Genomic DNA, 23,037 nt, shown 5'->3' with positions numbered 1-23,037 from the left:
CACATCGCGGGGTGGTCGGGTTCAGCGCGACAGGTAGCGGACGGTCCTGGTGACGGTGTAGGTCCGCTTGTCCTTGGCGGAGTAGCCCGAGACGCGGACGCGGCGCTTGCCGGCGTCGGTCGCCTTGGTGAAGCGGACGGTGCGGTCGACGACGCCGCGGCGGTCGGCCTTGCCGATGACGACGCGGCGCCCGCCGAGCCAGACACGGATCTTCTGGTCCTTGCGCAGGCCGACGGCGGTGACGCGGAAGGCGTCGCGCCGGCCGATGCGCGTGGGGCTGACGACCAGGCGAGCGCGCTTCGACGTGACGACGGCGGTGGCCCCCGAGGCGGAGACCTTGCCGGCGGCGGTGACGGTCACCGTGACGCGACGAGCCGCTTGCTTCTTGCCCAGCTTCAGCGCCGGGCCGGTCGCACCCTTGATCGTCCGGCCGTCGGCCTTCCAGCGGAACGTCGCGGCGGTGCCGGCGGGCAGACCGGTGCCGGCCGTCAGGGTGCGTCCCTCACGGGCGGTGCCCGTGATCGACGCGGTGGGAGTCGCGGTCGGTGCCGGCGCCGGAGCGGCGGCCGACGGGCCGAAGAAGACGGTCGAGTACCCCTGCCAGACGGGGACGGTGTAGCCGTCGGGCCGGGTCGTGGACGCGGCGAAGGCGGCCGGCACGGACAGGACGACGGGGCCGCTGCCGGGTCCGAAGGAGAAGTCGTACGACGGGCTGTCGCCAGCCTCGACCTGCGGCGGCGGACCGAGCAGGGTCGCTGATCGGAGGGCCTCCGAGAACGCCCCACCACCGATCTCCCGTACCGATGCCGGGATGGTCACGTCGGTGATCTGGTTCTCGCCGAATGCCCCGGAGCCGATGATGACGAGGCCCTCGCCCAGGACGAGGCTTCGGCTGAAGTTCTGGTTGAACGCGTTGGCACCGATGGAGGTGACGCCTGCCGGGACGACGATGTCCGGGACGTAGTTGTTGTAGAAGGCGTAGTCACCGATGCTCGTGATGCCTCGCCCGAGGGTGAGCTGACTGATCCTGGACTCCTGGAAGGCGCTGTCGCCGACGGTCGTGCCGGCGGCGCTGCCGCGCAGGGACAGCGAGGGGAAGTCGTTGGTCGAGAAGGCGATGCGCCCGATCGTGGAGATCCGGCCACCGAGTGTCAAGGCGGTGATCCTGGAGGCGAAGAAGGCTCCTTCGCCAATGGTCTCGACGCTTTCCGGCAGGACCACGGGTCCCAGGTCGTTCTCGCTGAACGCGTAGGCGCCGACAGACTCGATGTGATCACCGAGGGAGAGGCCCGTCAGCTTCTGCTGCTCGAACACCCCGTCGGCGATCGTCGTGACGTCGCGAGCGGCGTCGTCGATCGTCACCGTGGACGGGATGGCGATCGTGCCTCCGGCTCCGGTGTAGCTGACAGCGGTTGCGTCGCCGGCAGCGTTCTCGGCATAGGTGATGCCATCGGCAGTCGTGACGGACGCGGGGCTGTGGGCCGATCGATAGCCCTTCCACGTCGGCTTCGTGTATCCGGGCGTGGCGACGTCCTCGTCGAGTCCGGCCGGGAACCGGAGGGTCAGGTCGTCGCGCCCGGGGCCGAACGAGCCATCGTCGCCGGCCGGCACGATGGCAGGCGGAGCGCCGAGGAAGGTGGCGGTCGTCAGGCCGGGGTTGCCGTCGAAGGCGTCCGCGCCGATCGTCGTCACGCTCGCCGGGAGGATGACGTCGCCGAGCTGGGCGTCGGCGAAGGCCTCGTCACCGATCGTCGTCACCTTCTGCCCCAGGTGCAGCCGAGGGACGTACCTCCCCTTGAAGCCACCGTCGGCGATCGTCGTCACATCGCGCTCCGCCCCGTCGATCGACACGGTCGGCGGGATGAGCACGGCTCCGCCGACGAAGCGTTCTTGCGCGACGGACGCGGTGCCGTCCGGCTGCAGCGTGTAGACGAGACCGTCCTTGGACACCGTGCCGGGGTCCGCCGCCTGAGCGGGGGCGGCGACGGCGAGGGTGCCGGCGATCAGGGCGGCGACGGGCAGGCCAAGCAGGCGGGAGTGGGTCTTCACAGTGGTCCTCCGAGTAGGCACGGCAGGCTCACCGCTCGGAGGATCGTTTCACGGATGTGGCCGGGACGGGCTGCTTCGACGGAGAACGGCTGTCCGCGCCGAGGACGTCCTGCTCAGGCGGGCTTGGGGGCGACGGGCACCCGGACGAGCAGCACGCCGGGCTGCACCGTCGCACGGATCTCCTGGCCCTCGCCGACGGGGTCGCCGTCCAGCTGCATCGGCATCGGCTTCTCGGCCTTGATGACGACGGTGCTGCCGGTCAGGCGGTCGAGGCGCTCGTTGGTGCGCTTCTGGCGCCCGACGACGCGGACGATGATCGCGAGCCAGCCGATGAAGCGCTTGGGCGCGATGACCACGACGTCGAGCTTGCCGTCGTCGATCTGCGCGTCGGGCAGCAGCGGGATGCCGCCCTGCAGGAAGCCGACGTTGCCGACCACGACGGTGCGGGCGCGGAACTTGCGGTACTCGCCGTCGTCGACCTTGATCTTGACCTTCATCGCCGGGAACCGGGCCGCCTTGACGCCGCTGACGAAGTAGGCCAGCCAGCCGACCTTGCTCTTGAGCTGGTCGTTGACGCCGGTCATGATGGCCGCGTCCATGCCGAGCCCGGCCATCACCAGGAACGTCGTGTTGGCGCCCGAGTCGGTCTCGAGCGTCGAGAGGTCGATCGCGCGGTCCTGGCCACCGAAGGCGACGTCGAGGGCGTCGCGGGTGTTGAGCGGGATGCCGAGGTTGCGGGCCAGCAGGTTGCCGGTGCCGTGGGGCAGGATGCCGACGGCCGTGCCGGTGCGGGCGACCTCTTCGCACACGGCGCGCACCGTGCCGTCGCCGCCGGCGGCCACGATGAGGTCGACCTCCTCGTGCAGCGCGGCATTGGCCTGGCCGTGGCCCGGGTCCTCGATCGTCGTCTCGAACCAGATCGGCTCGGTCCAGCCCGAGATCTCGGCGACGGCCCGCACGCGGGCCTTGAACTCCTCGACGTCGCCCACCTTGGACGGGTTGATGACGACCGCGGCCCGCTTGCGTCCGGAGCCGGTGATGACGGCCAGGTCGTGCGGCAGGCGGGTGCGGCTGCTGACCACCAGCACCCACAGCCCCATCGTGACGGCCATGCCGAAGGCGAGGCCGCCCACGACGTCGCTCAGGTAGTGCACGCCGAGGAACACCCGGCTGGCCCCGACGCCGACGGCCAGCAGCACGAAGACGGTGATGAGGATGCGCCGGCGCCAGCCGCGTCCGGTGAGCACGATCGTCACCAGGATGGCGACGGTGAAGAACATCGCCGCGCCGGCGGAGTGCCCGCTCGGGAACGAGTAGCCGCCGATCTCGTAGAGCGGCTCGTCGAAGGACGGGCGCGTGCGCGTGAACGCCAGCTTGAGCAGGGCGTTGCCGCCGATCGCCGCGACGCCGCTGAGCACGATCCAGACCGCGACGGCCCGCTCGCGCTGCAGCAACGCGTACAGCGCGACCAGCGCCAGGGCGATCGCGGCCGACAGGTTGCTGAAGACGATCGCGACCGCGTCGAGGAACGAGACGAGGCCCGGGTGGCCGGCGGTGACGTCGTAGGCGCGGTCGGCGACGCGGGCGTCGAGGCGCAGGACGGCGCTGGTGTCGGTGGCCACCGCGACGGTGACGAAGGCGAACACGACGGCGGGGACGGCGACGAGCCAGGTGATGACGGACGGTCGACCGGGCTCGGCGCGACGCAGGTCGAACGACATGGCTCCTCCTCAGGGGTCGACCAACTCTAATGGACCGCAGGAGGCCGTCGTGCCGGACGATAGGCTGACGGCGTGATCGACCCCCGAATCGTGAGAGACGACCCCGATGTCGTGCGGGCCGCCCAGCGGCGCCGCCAGCTGTCCACCGACGTGGTCGACGAGCTCGTCGCCGCCGACGAGCAGCGACGATCGTCCATCGCGGCCTTCGAGGCCCTGCGCGGTGAGCAGAAGAACCTCGGCAAGCTCATCCCGAAGGCCCAGGGCGACGAGAAGCAGCAGCTGCTCGCGCGCACCAAGGAGCTCAGCCAGCAGGTCAAGGACGCCGAGGCCACGCAGGGCGAGGCGTCCGCGACCTTCGACCGCCTGCTCAGGTCGTTGCCCAACCTGGCCTCCGAGGACGCCCCGCAGGGCGGCGAGGACGACTTCGTCGTGCTCGAGACCATCGGCACGCCGCGTGACTTCGCCGCCGAGGGCTTCGAGCCCCGCGACCACCTCGAGCTGGGCCAGATGCTCGGCGCGATCGACGTCGAGCGTGGCGTCAAGGTCAGCGGCTCGCGCTTCTACTTCCTCACCGGTGTCGGCGCGCAGCTCGAGCTGGCGCTCACGCAGCTGGCCATGAGCAAGGCCGCCGAGTGGGGCTTCACGCCCATGATCCCGCCGGCGCTGGTCAAGCCCAGCGCCATGGAGGGCACGGGCTACCTGGGCCAGGGCGGCGCCGAGGACGTCTACTACCTCGAGAAGGACGACCTCTACCTCGTCGGCACGTCCGAGGTGGCGCTGGCGGCCTACCACTCCGACGAGATCCTCGACGCGGGGTCGCTGCCGCGTCGCTACGCGGCGTTCAGCCCCTGCTACCGCCGCGAGGCCGGCTCGTACGGCAAGGACACCAAGGGCATCTTCCGCGTCCACTGGTTCGACAAGGTCGAGATGTTCGTCTACACGACGCTCGAGGAGTCGTACGCCGAGCACCAGCGCATCCTGGGCTGGGAGAAGGCGTGGCTCGACGCGCTCGAGCTGCCGTACCGCGTCATCGACGTCGCCTCGGGCGACCTCGGGCTGTCGGCCATCCGCAAGTTCGACTGCGAGGCGTGGATCCCCACGCAGGGCAAGTACCGCGAGGTCTCGTCGGCGTCCAACACCACCGAGTTCCAGGCGCGGCGGCTCGACATCCGCGTGCGGGCCGAGGAGGGCGCGACCACCCCGGCGGCGACGCTCAACGGCACGCTGTGCGCCATGACCCGCACCATCATCGCGATCCTCGAGAACGGTCAGCAGGAGGACGGGTCGGTGCGCCTCCCGGCGGCGCTGCACCCCCTGCTCGGCGAGGTCCTCAGGCCGCTGGCATGAGGCGCCCGTGACCTGGACGCCCAAGCTCGTCGCGCTCGACGTCGACGGGACGATCGTCAACGGCGACAACGAGCTCAGCGATGCCGTCCGCGAGGCCGTGGTCGCGATCCGCGACTCCGGGATCGAGACGGTCATCTCCACGGGCCGCGCGATCTCGGGCGTCATGGACACCGCCGGCAAGCTCGGCTTCACCGAGGGCATCGCAGTGGCGAGCAACGGTGCGGTGGTGTTCACCTACGACCCCGTCGACGTCATCCACTCGGTGACCTTCGACGCCAGCGCCGCGGTGCGCCGCGTGCTCGAGCAGGTGCCCGACGCGATCGTCGCGGTCGAGCAGGTCGGCACGGGGTTCCGGGTCAACCGGCCGTTCCCCGAGACCGAGTTCGCCGGCCAGTTCGTCATCGACGACGTCGAGCGCCTGATCGCCGACCCGGTCACGCGTGTCGTGATCCGCTCGACCGATCACACGCCGGCCGAGTTCACCGCGATCGTCCACGACCTGGGTCTCGAGGGCACCAACTACTTCATCGGCTACTCGGCCTGGCTCGACCTGGCGCCCGAGGGCGTCAGCAAGGCGTCCGGGCTCGACGTCGTGTGCGAGCGTCTCGGCATCGAGCCGGCGGACGTCCTGGCGGTCGGTGACGGCAACAACGACCTCGAGATGCTGCAGTGGGCCGGCCGCGGCGTCGCGATGGGCCAGAGCCCCGACGCCCTGAAGGACGTCGCCGACGCCGTCACGGGCACGGTCGAGGACGACGGCCTGGCCGCCGAGCTGGCCACGTACCTCTGAACCGAGATGTCGGCACTTTCATCGGTCTACGCCGCTGATTCAGGTATGTAAGTGCCGACATCTCGGACGTGGGCACCGGGAAACCAGCGTGACCACATGACGGAGAACACCGGGCGTGGGCCGAGGTATCCGCGTGACACCAACGCCTGGTGGACGCGGCCGACCAGCAGCTCGGGAGACCTCATGTCGTCCGACGTGACGACGATGACACGCCACCCGGCGGCCTCCAGGCGCTCGCGTCGGCCCAGATCGCGTTGGCGCTGGGCCGCGCTGCGCTCGTGGTACCAGCCGTCGTACTCGACGACGAGCCGGAACCGGTCGTAGACGAGGTCGCCCCGGGCGATGAATGAGCCTCCAGCTTCGCGGATGTCGACGTTGCAGCGTGGCTCCGGCAGGTGGGCGAAGACGATCATGAGCCGCAACATCGTCTCGCGCGGTGACTCGACGCCTTCGCGGATGCGCCCGAGCACTCGCCGGAGCCGCTGCACCCCGTCGAGGTGCCGGGCCGTCGCGTACTCGCCGATCTGCGCGGTCGTGACGAGTCCTTGGTGGACGAGGTGCTCCGCCGCTGTGATGAGCTCGATCGTCGTCACCTTGGTGGCGATGTCGACGAGGGTCCGCAGCGGGGACGTGACCGGCAGTCCCCGCACGGACCTCGTCGCGATGGGAGCGGCACGCTGGTGAGGGCGGATGCCCTTCTGGCGGGTGTGCGTGCGGGTGCGGGTCGAGACGTGGAGCGGGAACAGCGCTCGAAGCTCCAGGCCGTAGAGCCTGAGGGCGGTGAGGTGGCTCAGGACGGCATCGCGCGGCGAGGCGACCACTGCGGCGCGCATCCACAGCTCGGGCGTCACCTCGACGTCGGCTGCGACGTGGACCCCGCGAAAGAGCCGCCTGAACCTGACGCCCCGCAGCTGCGCATCGGTGATGCCGGCGGCACGGGCCTGGCGGCGGGTGAATGGTTGTCGGAGAAGAAGGAGCATCCGTCCACGACACCTGCGGGGAGGGCTGCACGCCACGCCGTCCCTGCGTGCTGTGGATGGTCGTGAAGGGCCGCAGGCCCTGGGGACACCCGAGATGTCGGCACTTGTGTACGGGATCGACCCGGAATCAGGCACATAAGTGCCGACATCTCGGACGTGTGGGGCCTAGGTTAGCCCGCCAGGAAGCTGAGGCGCACCTGGCGGTCGGGGTTGTCGACGTTGGTGTCGACGAGGCACACCGACTGCCACGTGCCGAGCGTCATGCGTCCGCCCAGCACGGGCACCGTCATCGACGGGGCGAGGAAGGCCGGCACCACGTGGTCGCGGCCGTGCCCGGGCGTGCCGTGCTGGTGCACCCAGCGGTCGTCACGCGGCAGCAGGTCGTCGAGGGCCGTGAGCAGGTCGTCGTCGCTGCCCGCGCCGGTCTCGATGATCGCGACGCCGGCGGTGGCGTGCGGCACGAACACGTGCAGCAGGCCGTCGCCGCGGTCGCGGCAGAACGCGGCGCAGTCGCGGGTGAGGTCGTGCACGACGGACGAGCCACCGGTGCGGACGTCGATCGTGATGCTGTCCATGGATCGATCCTGCCCGGTGGCTGCAAGCGTTCTCGCAACGGTCACCAGGCAACCACCCCCCACGTCGTCGTCGTTCACCTCGTGTTGCGGCGGTTCTGACTGACTGGAGGCCTTGCCGTTCCGACTCGAAGGATTCCCGTGCCCCTGAATCAGCCCCTCGCGATCGGCCGCCGCCGACTGCGCACCGCCTCGCTGCTCGTCGCCCCCGCGCTGGCGTGCGGCGTGCTGGCAGCACCGACCATCGCCCAGGCCGCCGACGAGGCGCCGAAGCCGACCCGGGTCATCCTGACCCCGACCGAGACGCCCGAGACCTCGCAGAACATCACGTGGCAGGGCGCCACCGAGACCGCCAGCACGGCCAAGGTCCAGATCCGCCCCAGTGCGGGCGGCTCCGCACGCGTGGTCAAGGGCTACGAGCAGCAGAAGGCGGTCAACAACGCGTTCCCGCACTTCTCGGCGACCGTCACGGGCCTGAAGCCGGCGACCGACTACAGCTACCGCGTCGCATCAGGCTCGGACTGGAGCGACTGGCACGACTTCGAGACGGCCGACCCGGACGAGAAGGAGTTCGACTACATCTACTACGGCGATGCCCAGATCGGCCTCGACACCACGTGGCCGAGCGTCGTCAAGCAGGCGCAGAAGACCGCGCCCGACGCGATCGGCTCGGTGCACGCGGGCGACCTGATCGACAAGGCCGACAACAACACGCAGTGGCAGAACTGGTTCAAGGGCATGGAGACCGCCGGCGCGACGACCAACGTCATGGCCGCTCCGGGCAACCACGAGTACTCCGGCGACAACAAGCTGCTCTCCTGGAAGGCGCACTTCGAGTACCCGCTGAACCAGCCGGCCGACGACACGATCGGCGACCTGGCGGAGCTGGCGGTCGGTGACACCCCGGTCGCCAAGCAGTACCGTGCGCTGTTCGACCACTGGTCGGAGTTCGCCGCCGAGACGGTGTACTTCACCGACTACCAGGGCGTCCGGTTCATCACGATCAACGCGACGGCCAATGCCGGCTTCCTGGTGCCCGACGACCTGCCGGCCTGCGCGGGCGCCGACTGCCCGATGGCGTCGGAGGAGAAGGGCGAGGCGCTGTGGCTGGACTACCAGGCCCGGTGGCTCGACCACATCCTGTCGGAGACGCCCTCGAAGTGGAATGTCGTCACCTTCCACCAGCCCGTCTACAGCGCCGCGGAGGGTCGCGACGAGGAGGCGATCCGCAAGGCCTGGGTGCCGGTCTTCCAGAAGCACGACATCGACCTGGTGCAGATGGGGCACGACCACGTGTACTCGCGCGGCTTCAACAACGCGAACAAGACCTCGACCCCCGGCATCACCGACGGCCCGGTCTACGTCGTGTCGAACTCCGGCGCCAAGCACTACGACCTCGAGACCGACGAGAAGAACGTCTGGACCCACAACGGCGCGACGCAGGTCAAGAAGGGCGAGGACTTCTCGACGTACCAGGTCGTCTCGGTGTCGAAGAACGCCCTGCACTACAAGTCCTACATCGCCGAGAAGACGCCGTCGGCGACCACCGACCTGGCCGTCGGTGACGTGTACGACGAGTTCACGGTCAACAAGTCCGACGCGGGACGCAAGTTCGTCACCGAGGCCGGCATGACCGTGCCGCCCTTGGAGGATCCCGCCCCCGTCGTCTCGAGCCCGCCGTCGGCGGGCAAGCACAGCACGTCGGTCTCGGTGGGCGCCACGTCGTTCCGCAAGGGCCGGGCCGGCACCGTGCGCGTCACGGCATCGCAGGACGGCGTCGTCGGACTGGTCGTGAGGCAGGGAGACGTCGTGCGCACGCGGTACGTGACGGTGCGGGCCGGCGTCGCGAAGACGGTCCGGACCGGCACGATCTCGAAGCGACAGACCCGCAAGGTCGTCGTGAACGCCACGTTCACGCCGTCCGACGGTCAGACCCATGCGGGTGCGACGGCGACCAGGAAGGTGACCGCTCGCCGGTAGCCGCAGCCAGCAGCAGGGCCGGCCCAGCGAGTGCTGGGCCGGCCCTGCGCGTGGTGCCTCAGGCCACGCGGCTCGACTCGAGCTGGTCGAAGCAGTCGAGGACCGCGTCGACGGACGGCGCCCGGACCGCGGCCGTGACGGCCGCACCCTGCACGAGCTTCTGCTCGCGGGCGCGGCGCAGGTGGCGCTTGACCGTGGACGTCGAGCAGTCGAGCCGCTCGGCCAGCTGGTGGCACGTGTCCTTGGGGTAGGCCTGGCGGGCGGCCATGACGGCGTCGTGGCTGACGGGACCGCTGCCGACGCGCGCGGTGCCGTACGGCGTGGTGGACGACTGCTGGATCTCGATGCCGAGCTGGCGACGGATCTCGGCGCGGTCGTCCTCGGTGGTGCAGGCGACGAATCCGGAGACGTCGACCTCGACCACGGCGCGGTACAGGCAGTCGACCATCATCGGGCAGCCGGCGCACTGACGGTGGGCAGCGGCACGCTTCACGTTGAGCCGCTCCCAGTCGGCGGAGCTGAGATCAGCGCGCGAGGGCGGGGCATGCAGCTGCTCGTCGTGGTACACCTCCGGCTCGGTGGCACACGGCGGGCTGACGACGTCGACCGTCACGGTCATGGGGCTCCCTCTTCGCACTCGGTCCTGCGATGCGACGCTCCTCGGCCGGCGACACTCCTGCGCATGCGTCGTAGGTCACATCACGGCCATGCTAGAGGTACATGCCCCCTGAGGAACCGTTTTCGCCTGAAGAGTCTGAATCGTTACCTTTGGTGTCGTTTGGACCCGGCAGCGCCAACCTCATGGTCTGCAGCTGCGACTGGGCCTGCACCTGCTGCGCGTAGAGCGCCGCTTGGATGCCGTGGAAGAGCCCTTCGAGCCATCCGACCAGCTGCGCCTGGGCGATGCGCAGCTCGCCCTCGCTCGGAGTCTCGCTCTCGAACGGCAGGCTGAGCCGCTCGAGCTCGTCGACCAGCTCGGGCGCCAGACCGTCCTTGAGCTCCTCGACCGACTGCAGGTGGATCGTGCGCAGGCGGCCGCGGCTGGCCTCGTCGAGCGGCGCGGCCTTGACCTCGTCGAGGAGCTGGCGGATCATCGCGCCGATGCGCATGACCTTGGCCGGCTGCTCGACCAGGTCGCCCAGCGGGGTGCCCGACGGGGGCAGGGCGACGGCCTGCCCGTCGGAGCCGATGACGTCTGGCTGCTGCTCGCTCATGTCGTCCACCCTAGTCATGCCAGCGTGAGCAGCACCTTGCCGACGTGGGAGGAGTCCTCGAGCTCTTGGTGCGCCTTCTGGACGTCCTCGAGCGGGTAGGTCGCGTGGATGATCGGCCGGACGGTGCCGTCGGTGACGAGCGGCCACACCTGGGCCACCATCGCCGACACGATCGCCGACTTCTCCGAGACCGGACGCGCGCGCAGCGACGTCGCCATCACCGCGGCGCGCTTGGCGAGCAGGGCACCGAGGTTGAGCTCGGCCTTGACGCCGCCCTGCATGCCGATGACGACCAGGCGACCGGCGGTCGCGAGGGCGGCGACGTTGGACGCGAGGTACTTGCCGCCGATGATGTCGAGGATGACGTCGGCGCGCAGATCGGCCTTCGCCATCTCCTCGACGAAGTCCTGCTCGCGGTAGTTGATCGTCAGGTCGGCGCCCAGCTCGCGGCAGAACGCCGCTTTCTCCTCCGAGCCGACCGTGACGACGACCGTGGCGCCGAACGCCTTGCCCAGCTGGATCGCCATGGTGCCGATGCCGCTGCCGCCGCCGTGGACGAGCAGCGTCTCGCCGTGCTGCAGCCTGCCGATCATGAAGACGTTCGACCAGACGGTCGCGGCGACCTCCATGAGGCCGGCCGACTCGGTCAGCGTCACGCCACCCGGGGCGATCGCGACCTGTCCGGCCGGGACGGCGACGTACTCGGCGTAGCCGCCGCCGCTGAGCAGGGCGCACACGTGCTCGCCGGGCTGCAGGTCGGTGACGCCGTCGCCGACGGCCACGATGTCGCCCGCGCACTCGAGCCCCAGGACGTCCGTCGCGCCGGGCGGCGGATCGTAGTGGCCCTGCCGCTGGAGCAGGTCGGCCCGGTTGACGCCGGCCGCGGTGACGCGGATCAGCACCTCACCGGGCGCGGGCTCGGGGATGGGACGGTCGACGACCCGGAGGGCATCGACGCCGCCCGGGGTGGGAGCAGTGACAGCGCGCATCTGATGACGGTAGCGGTCGTTGGGGCACGTTCGCCACGCGGGCGGAGCCGATACGTAGTTCTTTGGGACTAGACGGCATAGTTCGTCCCGACCAAATTCGGGACAAGGTGTCCGATTATTTTTCAACCGGGACTTTGGTCTGGTTTCATCTACTCCGGGAGAGTGAAGATGACTGTGCAGTTCGTTGGTTTCTCGCGCCGCTCGCGGCGCTTCTTTTTTGCCCGCCGCCAGGTCGTGGTGGCGATGGCGGCGCTGCTGTCGGTGTCGGGGGTGTCGGTCGTGGCGACCGCGCAGCCCGCCGCTGCGGCACCGGTGAGCATCCGGCTCGACAAGTCGGCACCGGCGAGCGTGCTGGTCGGTGCGCCGATCACGTACTCGGTCACGGCGACGAACCCGAAGGACGACGACGCCGACGTCCAGTACAACCTCTCCTTCCGCGACGTCCTGCCCAAGGGCGTCGCGTACGTGTCGACGTCCGCGCCGAAGGGCCTGGGCGATCCCCAGCAGATCGCCGAGCTGGGCAGCGACAACCTCCCGACCGGGCGCACGATCCTCATCTGGAGCAACGTCGCCGACCTGCCGGACGGCTCGGACGTCACGCTGACCTACCAGGTGCAGCCCGACGCCGATGCGTACCGCGTCGGCGAGCAGGTCACCAACGAGGCCACCGGCTACGTCAGCAAGAACGAGCGCTACCTCGCCAAGTTCAGTGCCCGGGGCGACCTGGTCGCCAACGCCGCGATCAGCTCGGCGGCCGGCACGGCCACCACCACCGTCACGGCGCTGCAGCTGCAGAAGTCCGAGCCGAGCTCGGAGCACGAGCTCGTGCGCGGCGTGCACGACCGTCCGACGAGGTACTCGCTCAAGGTCACCAACAACGCCAGGATGGCGACCAACGACGTCACGGTCGTCGACTACCTCCCGGCAGGGCTGGAGTTCCTCGGCTGCGGCGGCGTCGACAACAGCTCGGGTCGCGAGTACCCCGGGGCTGCGAGCCTGACGCAGACCCCGGTGATCACGACCGGCGACGGCTGCCTGCCTCCGCGCTCGGTCACGACCGTCAACAACCCCACCGGCTACCCGGCCGGCGTCTACACGCGCGTCGAGTGGAAGCTGCCCACCGACCTGGCGCCGAGCGCCACCACGACCATCACGTACGCGGCCGGCATCCCGCTGCGCAGCAACGTCATGCCGGCCGCGGGATTCACCGCCACGGCCAACCTCGACAACAACACCGGCGCGCTGACGCGCGAGACCGGCTCCGAGATCGGGCTGACCAACCGGGCGATGGCCTCCGGCGCCTACCAGGGCCTGAACCGCGCCGGCCAGACCAACATCCCGGTCAGCGCGACCGACTCCGTCACCGTGACGTCCGAGGACATCGCCGTCGCGAAGAAGATCCGCGACGCGGACGCCTTCGCTCAGGGCGGCCAGGTGCAGTACGACCTGACGGTGCGCACCAGCGAGTACACCGACGGCTCCGACATCACGCTGGTCGACACCCTGCCCGACGGCCTGTGCCCGTCGGACGCGCCGGCGAGCACCTACACGCAGACCGCCCGTGACCAGGCCGGCTCGGGGCAGTGCGCCCCGGCCGGCAGCAACGACGCGATCAAGACCGTCGACTTCGTCGACGGCATGTTCGTCGTGACGTTCAAGGCCTTCGACCTCACGGCCGCCGATCGCCAGCGCGTGATCAGCTACAAGGCGCGCATGCGCACGACGTACAACACCGGCGACGAGCAGACGTCCGCCGGCGACTCCTACACCAACAAGGTCGCCCTGACCGGCACGACGACCCCCGTGGCCGCCACCGGCGCGACCGGCACGCAGTCGGTCAAGGACGTCTCGGAGGCCACCCTCGACTCGGGCTCGCCGACGCTCGACAAGCGCATCCTGCGCAACACGGCCGCCCCCCACAGCTGTGACGACTCCACGTGGACGAGCAGCTCGACCGGCAACTGGTTCGACACGCAGGCTGCCGCGGGCGACGCGCCGTTCACGGTCGGTTCCCGCGTGTGCTTCCAGGTGCGGGTGACCTTCCCGAGCAACACCTCGACGCGCGTCCCCGTCGTCACCGACTACCTGCCCGACAACCTGAAGTACGAGGCCGACTCGTTCAAGCTCGTCCAGGGCGTCAACACGGTCGAGCTCAACGACAAGGTCGCCGACATCGAGACGGCCCTGACGGCGGGCACCGCATCGCTGCACCCCGGCACGGACGTCGGCGCCCAGCGGTACGTCGCCAAGGGCCAGGTGTTCGCCTTCCGGCTGAGCGCCATCGTGCAGCCCAACACCAAGAGCACCGTCGACGTGCAGGGCAACCTGGCCAAGCTGCGCTGGACGGACCGCGCCGGACGCGTGTCGTCGCTGCGCGACCTCGCCGACTTCCAGGTGCCGCCCGTCCCCCCGGTGACGATCGACAAGCAGGTCGCCAAGAGCCCGTACACGGCCTACGCCAACAGCCAGGTCACCAAGCACGGCGACGTGCTGCGCTTCAAGGTCGACACCGTCAACGGCGGCACCACGCCGATCGGCGACGTCGAGGTCTGGGACGTCTTGCCCGCGCCCTTCACGTGTGCGACGGTCTCCGCCGTCACCGACGGCGGCACCTGCACCGACCCGGGCGCCACGGGGCACCCCATGTTCTCGGCCCGGGCGACCCTGAGCGCGATCCGCTGGGTGCTCCCGGCGACCGTCGCGGCGTCGGGCAGGACGAGCGTCACCTACGACGTCACGGTGCCCACCGCCACGAGCGTCGGCACGAGCTACACCAACACCGCGTACGTCCGTTCGTTCACGACCCCGACCAACCTCGGCACCGCCGGCATCACGCACTACCCGGCCAGCAACGTCGACACCCTGGTGCTGCCCACGGTCTACGACGCCGCCGCCGCGAGCGACCCGGCCGCGGTCTCCCTGCCGGCCGTCGGCCTGACCAAGAGCAGCACCTCCGTCACCGACACGAACAACGCTGCCAACCAGGCGGTGCCCGGCGAGACGGTCGACTACACCATCCGGGCCAGCGTCCCGGCCAGGACGACGGTCTACAACGGCGTCCTCACCGACCCGCTGCCGACGGGTCTGACCTTCGTCAGCGCCGCCGCGAAGTACTCCGCCGACGGCACGCTGCCGGCATCGGGTGATCTGCCCACCGGCAGCGACTTCACCGCCAGCTCCGGCCGCCTGGCCTTGCCGGCGACCTTCACGAACTCGACGAACGCTGCGCAGGTCTTCGAGGTCACGATCAAGGCCAAGATCACGCCGAGCCACACCGGGACGACCGCTCTCGGCAACACCGCGACCTTCGGCAGCACCACGACCGTCAGCACCACGAGCCCCAAGGTCGCCAACGTCACCGCGACGTCGTCCGTCACGCCGATCCACCCGTCGCCGGCGATCACCAAGGCGCTGACCACGACGCCGGCGCAGGACAGCGCTCCCGGCGCGGGCCAGAGCCGCGAGTACGTGCTCAAGGCGTCCAACGCCGCCGGGCGTCCGACCTTGTACGACTCGCAGGTCGTCGACTGCGTGCCCGCCGGACTGACGGTGACGGTGCTGCCGGCCGAGGCCTCCCAGGCCGCGACCGTGGCCAACGACGCCTGTCAGGGCGTGCCCGGGACGGGCACGACCATCACGTGGCAGACCGACACGATCAAGGCGGGCGAGACCAAGTCGCTGACCTACACGGTCAGGGTCAACCTCGACGCAGCCGGCGGCCAGACGTACAAGAACGTCGCCACCGTGACGGGCAGCTCGCTGTCGAACTCGCTCAACGACAAGACCGTCGAGGAGGTCCTGACCCGCAGTGCCAACGCCACGCTGACCGTGCCGGCGGCGTCGATCACCAAGAAGGTCGCCCAGTCGCAGCGCACGATCGGTGATCGCGCGACCTACACCGTCGAGGCCACGCTGCCCGCCAACGCCAAGTTCTACAACGCGCTGATCTCCGACCTGCTGCCGCTCGGCATCGACGCCTCGAGCGTCCAGACCACGAGCGTGACCTGCAGCGACTCCGACGGCGACTGCACCCTGCCCTCGTCGGGCGCCCCGATGACGGCGAGCGCGCAGACGGTCGGCTGGCTGCTCGGCGACCTCGACTCGTCCACGAAGGAGCGCACGGTCAAGGTCACGTTCACCGCACTGGTGAACGGCGACAACTGCGCCTCGACCTCCGACCCGAAGTGCAACAAGGCCGGCAAGCCCATGGCGAACACCGCGACGGTGAGCTGGGACCTCACCGACCTGGCCGATCCGGTGCTGGGCGGCCGCGTGCAGGACAAGTCCGTCACCTCCGGTGCGGCGACCTTCACCGTGCAGGAGCCCAAGACCGCGGTCTCCAAGGCTGTCAGCAACGCCGCACCTGCCCCCGGCGAGACCTTCACCTACACCGTCAAGGCGTGGAACCCTGCCGGCACGAACGTCAGCGACGCGTACAACGCGATCGTGACCGACGTCGTGCCGGATGGGGTGATCGTCGACCTGGACTCCCTCGAGGCCAGTGGCGGCGTCTACGTCGCCGGCACCCGCACGATCGTGTGGCCGGCCACGGTCCTCACGATCGGGAGCGGTGCTGCTCGCCCCAGGACCTTCACCTACCAGGCGACGCTCGCGCCCAGCGCCCAGCTCACCGGCGGTGTGCTGGTGAACACGGCGAAGGTCGCGTCGTTCGCCAGCCTTCCGTCCGACGGTCGCACCTACGAGGGGCCGAGCGCGACGGCCTCGGTGACGCCGCAGCTGCCGCACACGTCGGTCACCAAGCGGGTCGTCGGGAGCGACGTCTCGTACGTCGGCTCGCCCCAGAACTTCGAGATCGTCGTCACGAGCGACGGTCAGTCGCCGGCCTACAAGGTCGACGTCACCGACGTGCTGCCCAAGAGCTGGTCGCTCGACGCCGACTCCGCGCAGGTCAAGGTCGGATCGGCGCCCGCGCAGCCCCTGCCGCCGAGCACCGACGACGCGGGCGACCCGCAGACGGTCTCGTGGAACGACCTGGCCTCGAAGGGCCTGGCCGCCGGCGAGAAGATCGTCATCACCTACACGGCCACGCCGCAGACCGGAGCCCTCACCGATGCAGGCGCCGGCTCGTCGAAGGCGCACACCAACACGGTGACGATCAATGCCGAGGACCAGACGGGCGCCACCGCGAGCGGCAAGGGCTCGTACGTCGCCGGCCCCGCCACGGCCAAGGCGAGGATCCACTCCGCCGACCTGGCCGTCACGAAGACCGCGGTCGGCACCCCTGTCGCGGGTGAGGCGTTCAGCTGGAAGATCGCCGTCAAGAACAACGGCGGCGACCCCGCGGTCGGTGCCGTCGTGAAGGACACCGTGCCCGACGGCGTCACCGACTTCTCGCTGAGCGGCACCGGCTGGAGCTGCTCGTCGTCCGCCACGGTGTGGACGTGCACGGCCACGGCGTCGATCGCGTCCGGCGCATCGGCCGCGGACCTCACGGCCACGGGCACGATCGACTCCGACATCGCGCCTGGCACCGACCTGGTCAACACCGCGAAGGTCTCCGGCCGCACCTACGACCCGCAGCCCGACAACGACTCCGACACCGAGACGGTCGGCGTCACGGCCAGGGCCGACCTGAAGATCGTCAAGAACCTGACCGGCATCATCACCGCCGGCCAGGACGCGACGTGGACGCTCGACGTCTCGAACGCCGGCCCGTCGACCTCGCGCGGTCCGATCACGGTCAAGGACACGCTGCCGACCGGGACGACGTACGTGTCGGCCAAGGGCGACGGCTGGGACTGCTCGCACGCCGCCGGCGTCGTGACCTGCACCCGCTCGGCCGACCTGCCGGCCGTCGGCCAGACGGCCGCAGGCCAGATCACGGTCGTCGCCGCGGTGGCGGCGTCGCGGACGGACAAGGTCGTCAACACGGCCACCGTCTCGGGCAAGACGCCCCAGCCCAGCACGCCCCAGGCCGAGAACAACGACACCGACGACGCGACCGGCACGCCGACGCGCACCGCCGACCTGTCGCTGCAGAAGTCGCTGAAGGGCACAGGCAAGGCCGTCGCCGGTTCGCCGGCCACGTACGTCCTGGGCGTCACCAACGCTGGGCCGTCGACCGCCACCGGCGTCACGGTCACCGACGAGCTGCCCGACTACCTGACCTTCGTCAGCGGCGGGGGCGACGGCTGGACGTGCGCCGCGGTCGGGCAGGTCGTCACGTGCGATCTCGACGGCTCGGTCGACGTCGGCGACGGCAAGACCAAGAGCGTCGAGATCACGGTAGACGTCGCCTCCGGGCACACCGGCGAGATCGTCAACGCGGCCAAGGCCGTCGCGACGGAGGACCCGACCGGCTCGACCGACACCGACCTCAACACGCCCGACCTCGTCTCCGACCTCGCGGTCGTCAAGACCCACACGGGCGACGCCACGGCCGGCGAGTCGATCACGTACGGCGTGAAGGTCACGAACGAGGGTCCGTCCGACACGGCAGGCCCCATCGTCGTCAAGGACACCGTGCCCACCGGCATGACCTACAAGAGCACATCCGGCGCGGGCTGGTCGTGCGAGGAGAAGGCCGGCACCGTCACGTGCACCCACGAGGACGGCCTCGTCGACGGCGCCTCGCGCTCGCTCCAGCTGACGTTCGACGTGAAGGCCGACGCCGGACCCGCGACCGTCGTCAACAACGTCGCGGTCAGCGGCCCCAACGCCGACCCCGAGCCCGACAACGACACCGACGCCGACGACACCACGATCGTCGACCGGGCCAACGTGAAGGTCGCCAAGTCCGCGGCCGTCTCGACGGTCCACGCCGGCGACAAGGTGACGTGGACGATCGACGTCTCCAACGAGGGCCCGTCGGATGCCGACAGCATCGCGGTCTCCGACCTGCTGCCCTCCGGCGTCACGGTCGAGTCGATCTCGGGCGACGGCTGGGACTGCAAGATTGAGCCCCTGACGTGCACGCGTGGCGTGCTGGCCCCAGGTGACGCACCGTCGATCACCGTGGTCACGACGGTCGGCAGCGGTGTCGCGGCTGACACGAAGCTGACGAACACCGCGTCGGTCGTCACGTCGACCCCGGGCGACGACGAGGACGACAACGAGGACGACGCCGCCGTCACCACGACGACGAGCGCCGACCTCGAGCTGGTCAAGTCGCACACGGGCACCCCCGTCGCGGGCACCAGTGCGACCTTCGACCTGGCGGTGCGCAACCTCGGCCCGTCCGACGCGAAGGGCCCCGTCACCATCGCCGACCACCTGCCGGCGGGCATGACGTACCTGTCGTCCAACGACGCGTGGGTGTGCCTGGCCGGCCCTGTCTCCCCCGGCGGACAGGACGTCGTCTGCACGCTCGAGCCCAGCGGCTCGCTCGTCGCGGGTGAGAAGGCGCCCACGCTCTCGATGCTCGTCGACGTCGCCGCCGACCAGTCGGGTCGGACGCTCGTCAACTCGGCCGAGGTCGAGTCGGGCACGACCGACCCGGTGCCCGGCAACGACAGCGACGACGACACCGTGACGCCCGCCGACAAGGTCGACCTGTCGATCACCAAGACCCACGCGGGTCCGGTCGAGGTCGGCAAGGACCTGTCGTTCGAGGTCGAGGTCACCAACGACGGCCCGTCGGAGGCCCGCGACGTCGAGGTCACCGACGCCCTGCCCAAGGGGCTGACGTTCGTCAGCGCCGAGGGCACCGACTGGACGTGCGCCGCGGGTGCCTGCACCCTCGACGCGCCGCTCGCCCCGGGTGCGACGGCTCCGCCGCTGACGATCGTCGCCACGGTGACGCCCAGCGCGTACCCGGGCGTCACCAACGTCGCGAGCGTCACCACGTCGTCCGACGACGTCGACCCGAAGAACGACAGCGCGTCCGACGAGGTCGTCGTCCCGGCCAAGGTCGACCTGGCCGTCACCAAGAAGCTCGAGGGCTCGCTGCGCGTGGGCGAGCGCGGCTCGTACTCCCTGACGGTGCGCAACGACGGCCCGACCGCCGATCCCGGCGTCGTCACCGTCACCGATCGGCTCCCCGCCGGCCTGACCTACGTCTCGGCCACGGCGGCCGGCTGGGCGTGCGGTGTCGCGGATCAGGTCGTGACCTGCACCCGCGACGGCAGCTTCGCGGTCGACGCCACCGAGACCATCGCGCTCACGGTCGACGTCGGTGCGGCGGCCTACCCGACCGTCGCCAACACCGCTTCCGTCGCCTCGACCTCGGTCGACACCGACCCGGACGACAACACGTCGTCGGTCTCGGCTCCGGTCGCGGGCAGCGCCGTGCTGACGATCAAGAAGTCGCTGAAGAGCGATCGCGACGGCCGCGCGCTGTGGTCGATCGTCGTGACCAACACGGGACCGACCGAGACGGTGGCCCCGGTCGTGGTCACCGACGCCCTGCCGAAGGGGCTGGCGTTCAAGGGCGCGACGGGCGAGGGCTGGACGTGCGCGCTGTCGGGCCGCACGGTCACCTGCGACCACGCTGGTGCGATGGCGGTGGGACAGCGGGCCGAGCTCGTCGTCGACACCCAGATCACGGCGTCCGACGGCTCCGAGATCGTCAACGTGGCGTCGGTGGTCGGTGGCGACGAGTCCCGCGGCGGCAAGGTCATGAGCAACGGAGCCACCGTGACCGCCCCCGACGTCAAGGACGATGACGACGGCATCGGCCCGGACGGGCTGCTGCCCGACACGGGTGGACCGGCGTTCTGGGTGCTGCTCGTGGGGCTGGTGCTCGTGCTGGCCGGTGCCACCATGGTCCGGCGGCCGAGCGGAAGCCACCGCGGCTGAGCCTCGTGTGCCGGCCGTCCTCTCAGGTCCGACCTGACAGGATGGCCGGTATGCGTGTCGCCCTGGTCCAGCTCGCAGCGGACATCGACTCGGCTGCCAACCGTGAACACATCTCGACTCAGCTGGCCGGTCTGACCGCCGACGACGCGCTCGACCTGGTCGTGCTGCCGGAGGCGTCGATGCACGACTTCGGCGCGGCCGACCACGACCTGGCCGCCGCGGCTGAGCCCCTCGACGGGCCGTTCGTCCAGCTGATCGCCGCCGAGGCGAGGCGCCTGGGCACGACGATCGTGGCGGGGATGTTCGAGCGCACCGGCGACGACCTGCCGTTCAACACCCTCGTCGCCGTCGGCCCGGACGGGTCGCTGCGCACGACGTACCGCAAGATCCACCTCTACGACTCCTTCGGCTACAAGGAGTCCGACCGACTCCTGCCCGGCGAGATCGAGCCGGTCGTCATCGACGTCGCCGGCCGTCCGGTGGGCCTGATGACCTGCTACGACCTGCGGTTCCCCGAGCTGGCGCGCGAGCTGGTCGACGCGGGCGCCGAGACGTTGGTCGTCCCGGCGGCCTGGGTCGCCGGCGACCACAAGCTCGACCACTGGCGCACCTTGCTGCAGGCCCGGGCCATCGAGAACACCGTGCACGTCGTGGCCGCGGCCCAGGGTGGCGATCGATACACCGGCCATTCCTTGGTCGCCGATCCGTGGGGCTCTATCGTGGTCGAGGCCGACTCAGGCTCCGAGATCCTCCGCGCAGACCTGGCCGCCGACGACGTGGCGCGCACGAGGGATGTCAACCCGTCACTCGCCAACCGGCGACTCGCACCACCACGACCTGCCGCCTCCCGAAAGAGCTCCCTCCCGTCATGAGCCCCGCCGCACAGGGTGGACGCCGCCGCCTCGATGCCTCGGTGCTCCCCGAGTACGACCTCCCCACGCGTGAGCCGCGCATCGAGTCGGCGCGCACGGTCCGCCTGATCATGGGCGGGGTCCTCGGCCTGTGGGTGCTGGGGTTCGCCGGCACGCTGACCGCGGTCGTCGCGGTCGGTGCTCCGGGCTGGGTCCAGCGGCCGTCGGCCGCCCTGCTGATGGTGGTCTACGCGATCGGCCTGACGCACCGCGGCGGTGGTCACATGCGCCTGTGGGTGCCCATCACGGCGCTGCTCGGGGCACTCGCGGTGTTCGTCGAGACCAATCTGCTGCTGGCCTCGGCGGCTGCGGTGACGGCGGTGCTGTCGGCGGTGTGGGCCGTGCTGGTGACCCGGCCTGCCGACTCGGTCGTGGCGGTGCTGCGTGAGTTCGTCCTGACGATCCTGGTGGCGTTGAGCGGCACCACGGCGGTCGCCGCGTGGAACGCGCCGGTCAACTACCAGCGCTTCAACCTGCTCGTGATCGCGATCGCGCTGGGGCTGGCCATCACGCTGGTCTGGAACCTGGGCGCCGGCCTGCACGGCCTGGGCCGGCAGAATCTTGTCATCTTGGCCGGTGCGGCCATCCTGCTGATGCTGGTGCTGGCCTACAGCAGCTTCGTGCGCAGCCACGGCTCGGACATCCTGGTCAACGCCTTCAGCGACATCGTCACGTGGTCGCGGCGGACCTTCGAGGGTGTCCCGCGCCCTGTGGAGGTGTTCATCGGCTTCCCGGCGCTCGTCGTCGGCGTCTCCCTGCGCTCCAAGCGGCGTGAGGGCTGGTGGGTGCTGGTGTTCGCGGTCATCGGCACGGCGGTGCTGTCGACGTCGCTGGTGACGCCGGGGGCGTTCCCGAGCTACATCGCCCTCTCGACGCTCTACTCAGCGGTGCTCGGACTCGGCGTGGGCCTGCTCGCGCGGCGCTACGTCATGCGCCAGCGGTCGGCGCGCGCGGCGCGCGCCATCGAGGAGATCGTCCGCGTCGAGCCTCCGCGGTTTGCGCCCCTGAAGTAGAACCGGTGGCGCCGATCGGCCCTCGCGGTGTGATAATCGTTCACGGCGCGGCGCTTCGGGGCTGCGTCGAGGAGGGGTGCCGGAGCGGCCGATCGGAAGCGCCTTGAAAGCGCTCGCTGGCAGCGATGTCAGCCGCGGGTTCGAATCCCGCCCCCTCTGCCGCAAGGTCTGGTGCCACCCGTCGTGCCCCGTGGGGTGACGCGGCGGGTGGCGCGAGACAATGGAGCGATGTCCGAGACCACGCCTCCCTCTGCCGCCACGACGTACCGTCTCGACCGACGCTTCGTGCTGGGGTCGGTCGGGGTGCAGGTCGTCGGTGCCGGTCTCGCGGCGATGCTGGCCTTCGTCGTGTGGGAGTGGATCGGGGTGCTGGCGGTGGCGCTGCTGCTCAACGCGGTGCGCCTGGCCCTGCTGCCCCCGGCCGTGGTGCGTGCTGACGCCCAGGGCGTGCGGTTGGGCGGCCCGCTGACGGGCAAGCCGGTGCGGCTGGCGTGGTCGGAGGTCGACGACGTCAGCATCGGTGGCGGTCAGCTCGTGTTCACCCGCACCGACGAGGGGTCGGTGGTCTTCTCGCTGGCGCACCTCGGCGCGCGCGGCACCGACTTCGTGCGTGACGTGTACGACCGCCTCAACGCGGCCAACGGCTACCGCCGCTTCGATCCAGACGCCGACCCCGACGCCTGAGCGCACCGAAGCGCCGCGGACACGCCACCG

The 23,037-nt window shown here is 70.4% G+C and carries 14 protein-coding genes and 1 tRNA gene; 8 read left to right on the top strand and 7 right to left on the bottom strand.

What is annotated here, in order from left to right; translation table 11 throughout:
• Positions 1-21: 21 nt before the first annotated feature.
• Together DX116_RS05445 and DX116_RS05440 are read right to left on the bottom strand one after the other, a co-directional pair.
• The gene (locus DX116_RS05445) at positions 22-2,049 is read right to left on the bottom strand and encodes a leucine-rich repeat domain-containing protein (RefSeq protein WP_158591909.1); all 2,028 of its coding nucleotides are present in this window, start codon (positions 2,047-2,049) and stop codon (positions 22-24) included.
• A 113-nt stretch (positions 2,050-2,162) separates the two neighbouring features.
• Positions 2,163-3,770: a YegS/Rv2252/BmrU family lipid kinase gene (locus tag DX116_RS05440; RefSeq protein ID WP_119703144.1), complete on the bottom strand. Its 1,608-nt coding sequence runs from the start codon at positions 3,768-3,770 to the stop codon at positions 2,163-2,165.
• Positions 3,771-3,842: 72 nt separating this feature from the next.
• Here DX116_RS05440 and serS point away from each other — a divergent pair, with 72 nt between their 5' ends.
• Both serS and DX116_RS05430 read left to right on the top strand, forming a co-directional pair.
• A complete protein-coding gene (gene serS, locus DX116_RS05435) occupies positions 3,843-5,117 on the top strand; it encodes a serine--tRNA ligase (protein WP_119703143.1) in 1,275 nt (424 codons plus the stop codon).
• 7 nt (positions 5,118-5,124) lie between these two features.
• Complete coding sequence (locus DX116_RS05430; protein ID WP_119703142.1) at positions 5,125-5,907, top strand: HAD family hydrolase; 783 nt, start codon at positions 5,125-5,127, stop codon at positions 5,905-5,907.
• Positions 5,908-5,933: 26 nt separating this feature from the next.
• Here the strand turns inward: DX116_RS05430 and DX116_RS05425 are convergent, their stop codons facing one another.
• Together DX116_RS05425 and DX116_RS05420 are read right to left on the bottom strand one after the other, a co-directional pair.
• Entirely contained in the window at positions 5,934-6,887 is a 954-nt protein-coding gene (locus DX116_RS05425; RefSeq protein WP_119703141.1) for a DUF559 domain-containing protein, read from the bottom strand.
• 170 nt (positions 6,888-7,057) lie between these two features.
• Positions 7,058-7,462, bottom strand: a complete 405-nt coding sequence (locus DX116_RS05420) for a YjbQ family protein (protein WP_119703140.1) — start codon at positions 7,460-7,462, stop codon at positions 7,058-7,060.
• A 138-nt stretch (positions 7,463-7,600) separates the two neighbouring features.
• Here DX116_RS05420 and DX116_RS05415 point away from each other — a divergent pair, with 138 nt between their 5' ends.
• Positions 7,601-9,439 carry a purple acid phosphatase family protein gene (locus DX116_RS05415; RefSeq protein ID WP_199715934.1) on the top strand — a complete coding sequence of 613 codons (1,839 nt, stop codon included), beginning with the start codon at positions 7,601-7,603 and terminating at the stop codon, positions 9,437-9,439.
• 58 nt (positions 9,440-9,497) lie between these two features.
• Here DX116_RS05415 and DX116_RS05410 read toward each other — a convergent pair whose 3' ends face one another.
• The 3 genes from DX116_RS05410 to DX116_RS05400 form a co-directional block, all read right to left on the bottom strand.
• Complete coding sequence (locus DX116_RS05410; RefSeq protein ID WP_119703138.1) at positions 9,498-10,058, bottom strand: helix-turn-helix domain-containing protein; 561 nt, start codon at positions 10,056-10,058, stop codon at positions 9,498-9,500.
• Between the two features lie 91 nt (positions 10,059-10,149).
• Positions 10,150-10,653 carry a bacterial proteasome activator family protein gene (locus DX116_RS05405; protein WP_119704139.1) on the bottom strand — a complete coding sequence of 168 codons (504 nt, stop codon included), beginning with the start codon at positions 10,651-10,653 and terminating at the stop codon, positions 10,150-10,152.
• Positions 10,654-10,667: 14 nt separating this feature from the next.
• Positions 10,668-11,642 carry an NAD(P)H-quinone oxidoreductase gene (locus tag DX116_RS05400; protein WP_119703137.1) on the bottom strand — a complete coding sequence of 325 codons (975 nt, stop codon included), beginning with the start codon at positions 11,640-11,642 and terminating at the stop codon, positions 10,668-10,670.
• Between the two features lie 168 nt (positions 11,643-11,810).
• Between DX116_RS05400 and DX116_RS05395 the strand changes: the two genes are divergently transcribed.
• The 5 genes from DX116_RS05395 (at position 11,811) to DX116_RS05375 (ending at position 23,007) form a co-directional block, all read left to right on the top strand.
• Positions 11,811-20,399, top strand: coding sequence for an isopeptide-forming domain-containing fimbrial protein (locus DX116_RS05395; protein ID WP_147393592.1), 8,589 nt, complete (start codon positions 11,811-11,813; stop codon positions 20,397-20,399).
• Positions 20,400-20,449: 50 nt separating this feature from the next.
• Entirely contained in the window at positions 20,450-21,271 is an 822-nt protein-coding gene (locus DX116_RS05390; protein ID WP_119703135.1) for a carbon-nitrogen hydrolase family protein, read from the top strand.
• Positions 21,268-22,323 carry a hypothetical protein gene (locus DX116_RS05385; RefSeq protein WP_119703134.1) on the top strand — a complete coding sequence of 352 codons (1,056 nt, stop codon included), beginning with the start codon at positions 21,268-21,270 and terminating at the stop codon, positions 22,321-22,323. Before DX116_RS05390 ends, DX116_RS05385 begins: the two co-directional genes overlap by 4 nt.
• A 70-nt stretch (positions 22,324-22,393) precedes the next feature.
• Positions 22,394-22,482, top strand: a tRNA-Ser gene (locus DX116_RS05380).
• Positions 22,483-22,551: 69 nt separating this feature from the next.
• Entirely contained in the window at positions 22,552-23,007 is a 456-nt protein-coding gene (locus tag DX116_RS05375; RefSeq protein WP_119703133.1) for a hypothetical protein, read from the top strand.
• The last annotated feature ends 30 nt before the right edge of the window (positions 23,008-23,037 follow it).

The organism is Aeromicrobium endophyticum (assembly GCF_003586285.1).
Lineage (GTDB): Bacteria > Actinomycetota > Actinomycetes > Propionibacteriales > Nocardioidaceae > Aeromicrobium > Aeromicrobium endophyticum.
The sequence above is the reverse complement of the archived record's forward strand: the minus strand, read 5'-3'. Positions and strand labels throughout refer to the sequence as shown.

Coding starts and splice junctions, on each gene's coding strand:
- DX116_RS05425 (WP_119703141.1), bottom strand. CDS start 6,887: ATGCTCCTTCTTCTCCGACAACCATTCACCCGCCGCCAGGCCCGTGCC.
- DX116_RS05400 (WP_119703137.1), bottom strand. CDS start 11,642: ATGCGCGCTGTCACTGCTCCCACCCCGGGCGGCGTCGATGCCCTCCGG.
- DX116_RS05405 (WP_119704139.1), bottom strand. CDS start 10,653: ATGAGCGAGCAGCAGCCAGACGTCATCGGCTCCGACGGGCAGGCCGTC.
- DX116_RS05385 (WP_119703134.1), top strand. CDS start 21,268: ATGAGCCCCGCCGCACAGGGTGGACGCCGCCGCCTCGATGCCTCGGTG.
- DX116_RS05390 (WP_119703135.1), top strand. CDS start 20,450: ATGCGTGTCGCCCTGGTCCAGCTCGCAGCGGACATCGACTCGGCTGCC.
- DX116_RS05395 (WP_147393592.1), top strand. CDS start 11,811: ATGACTGTGCAGTTCGTTGGTTTCTCGCGCCGCTCGCGGCGCTTCTTT.
- DX116_RS05420 (WP_119703140.1), bottom strand. CDS start 7,462: ATGGACAGCATCACGATCGACGTCCGCACCGGTGGCTCGTCCGTCGTG.
- DX116_RS05440 (WP_119703144.1), bottom strand. CDS start 3,770: ATGTCGTTCGACCTGCGTCGCGCCGAGCCCGGTCGACCGTCCGTCATC.
- DX116_RS05410 (WP_119703138.1), bottom strand. CDS start 10,058: ATGACCGTGACGGTCGACGTCGTCAGCCCGCCGTGTGCCACCGAGCCG.
- DX116_RS05375 (WP_119703133.1), top strand. CDS start 22,552: ATGTCCGAGACCACGCCTCCCTCTGCCGCCACGACGTACCGTCTCGAC.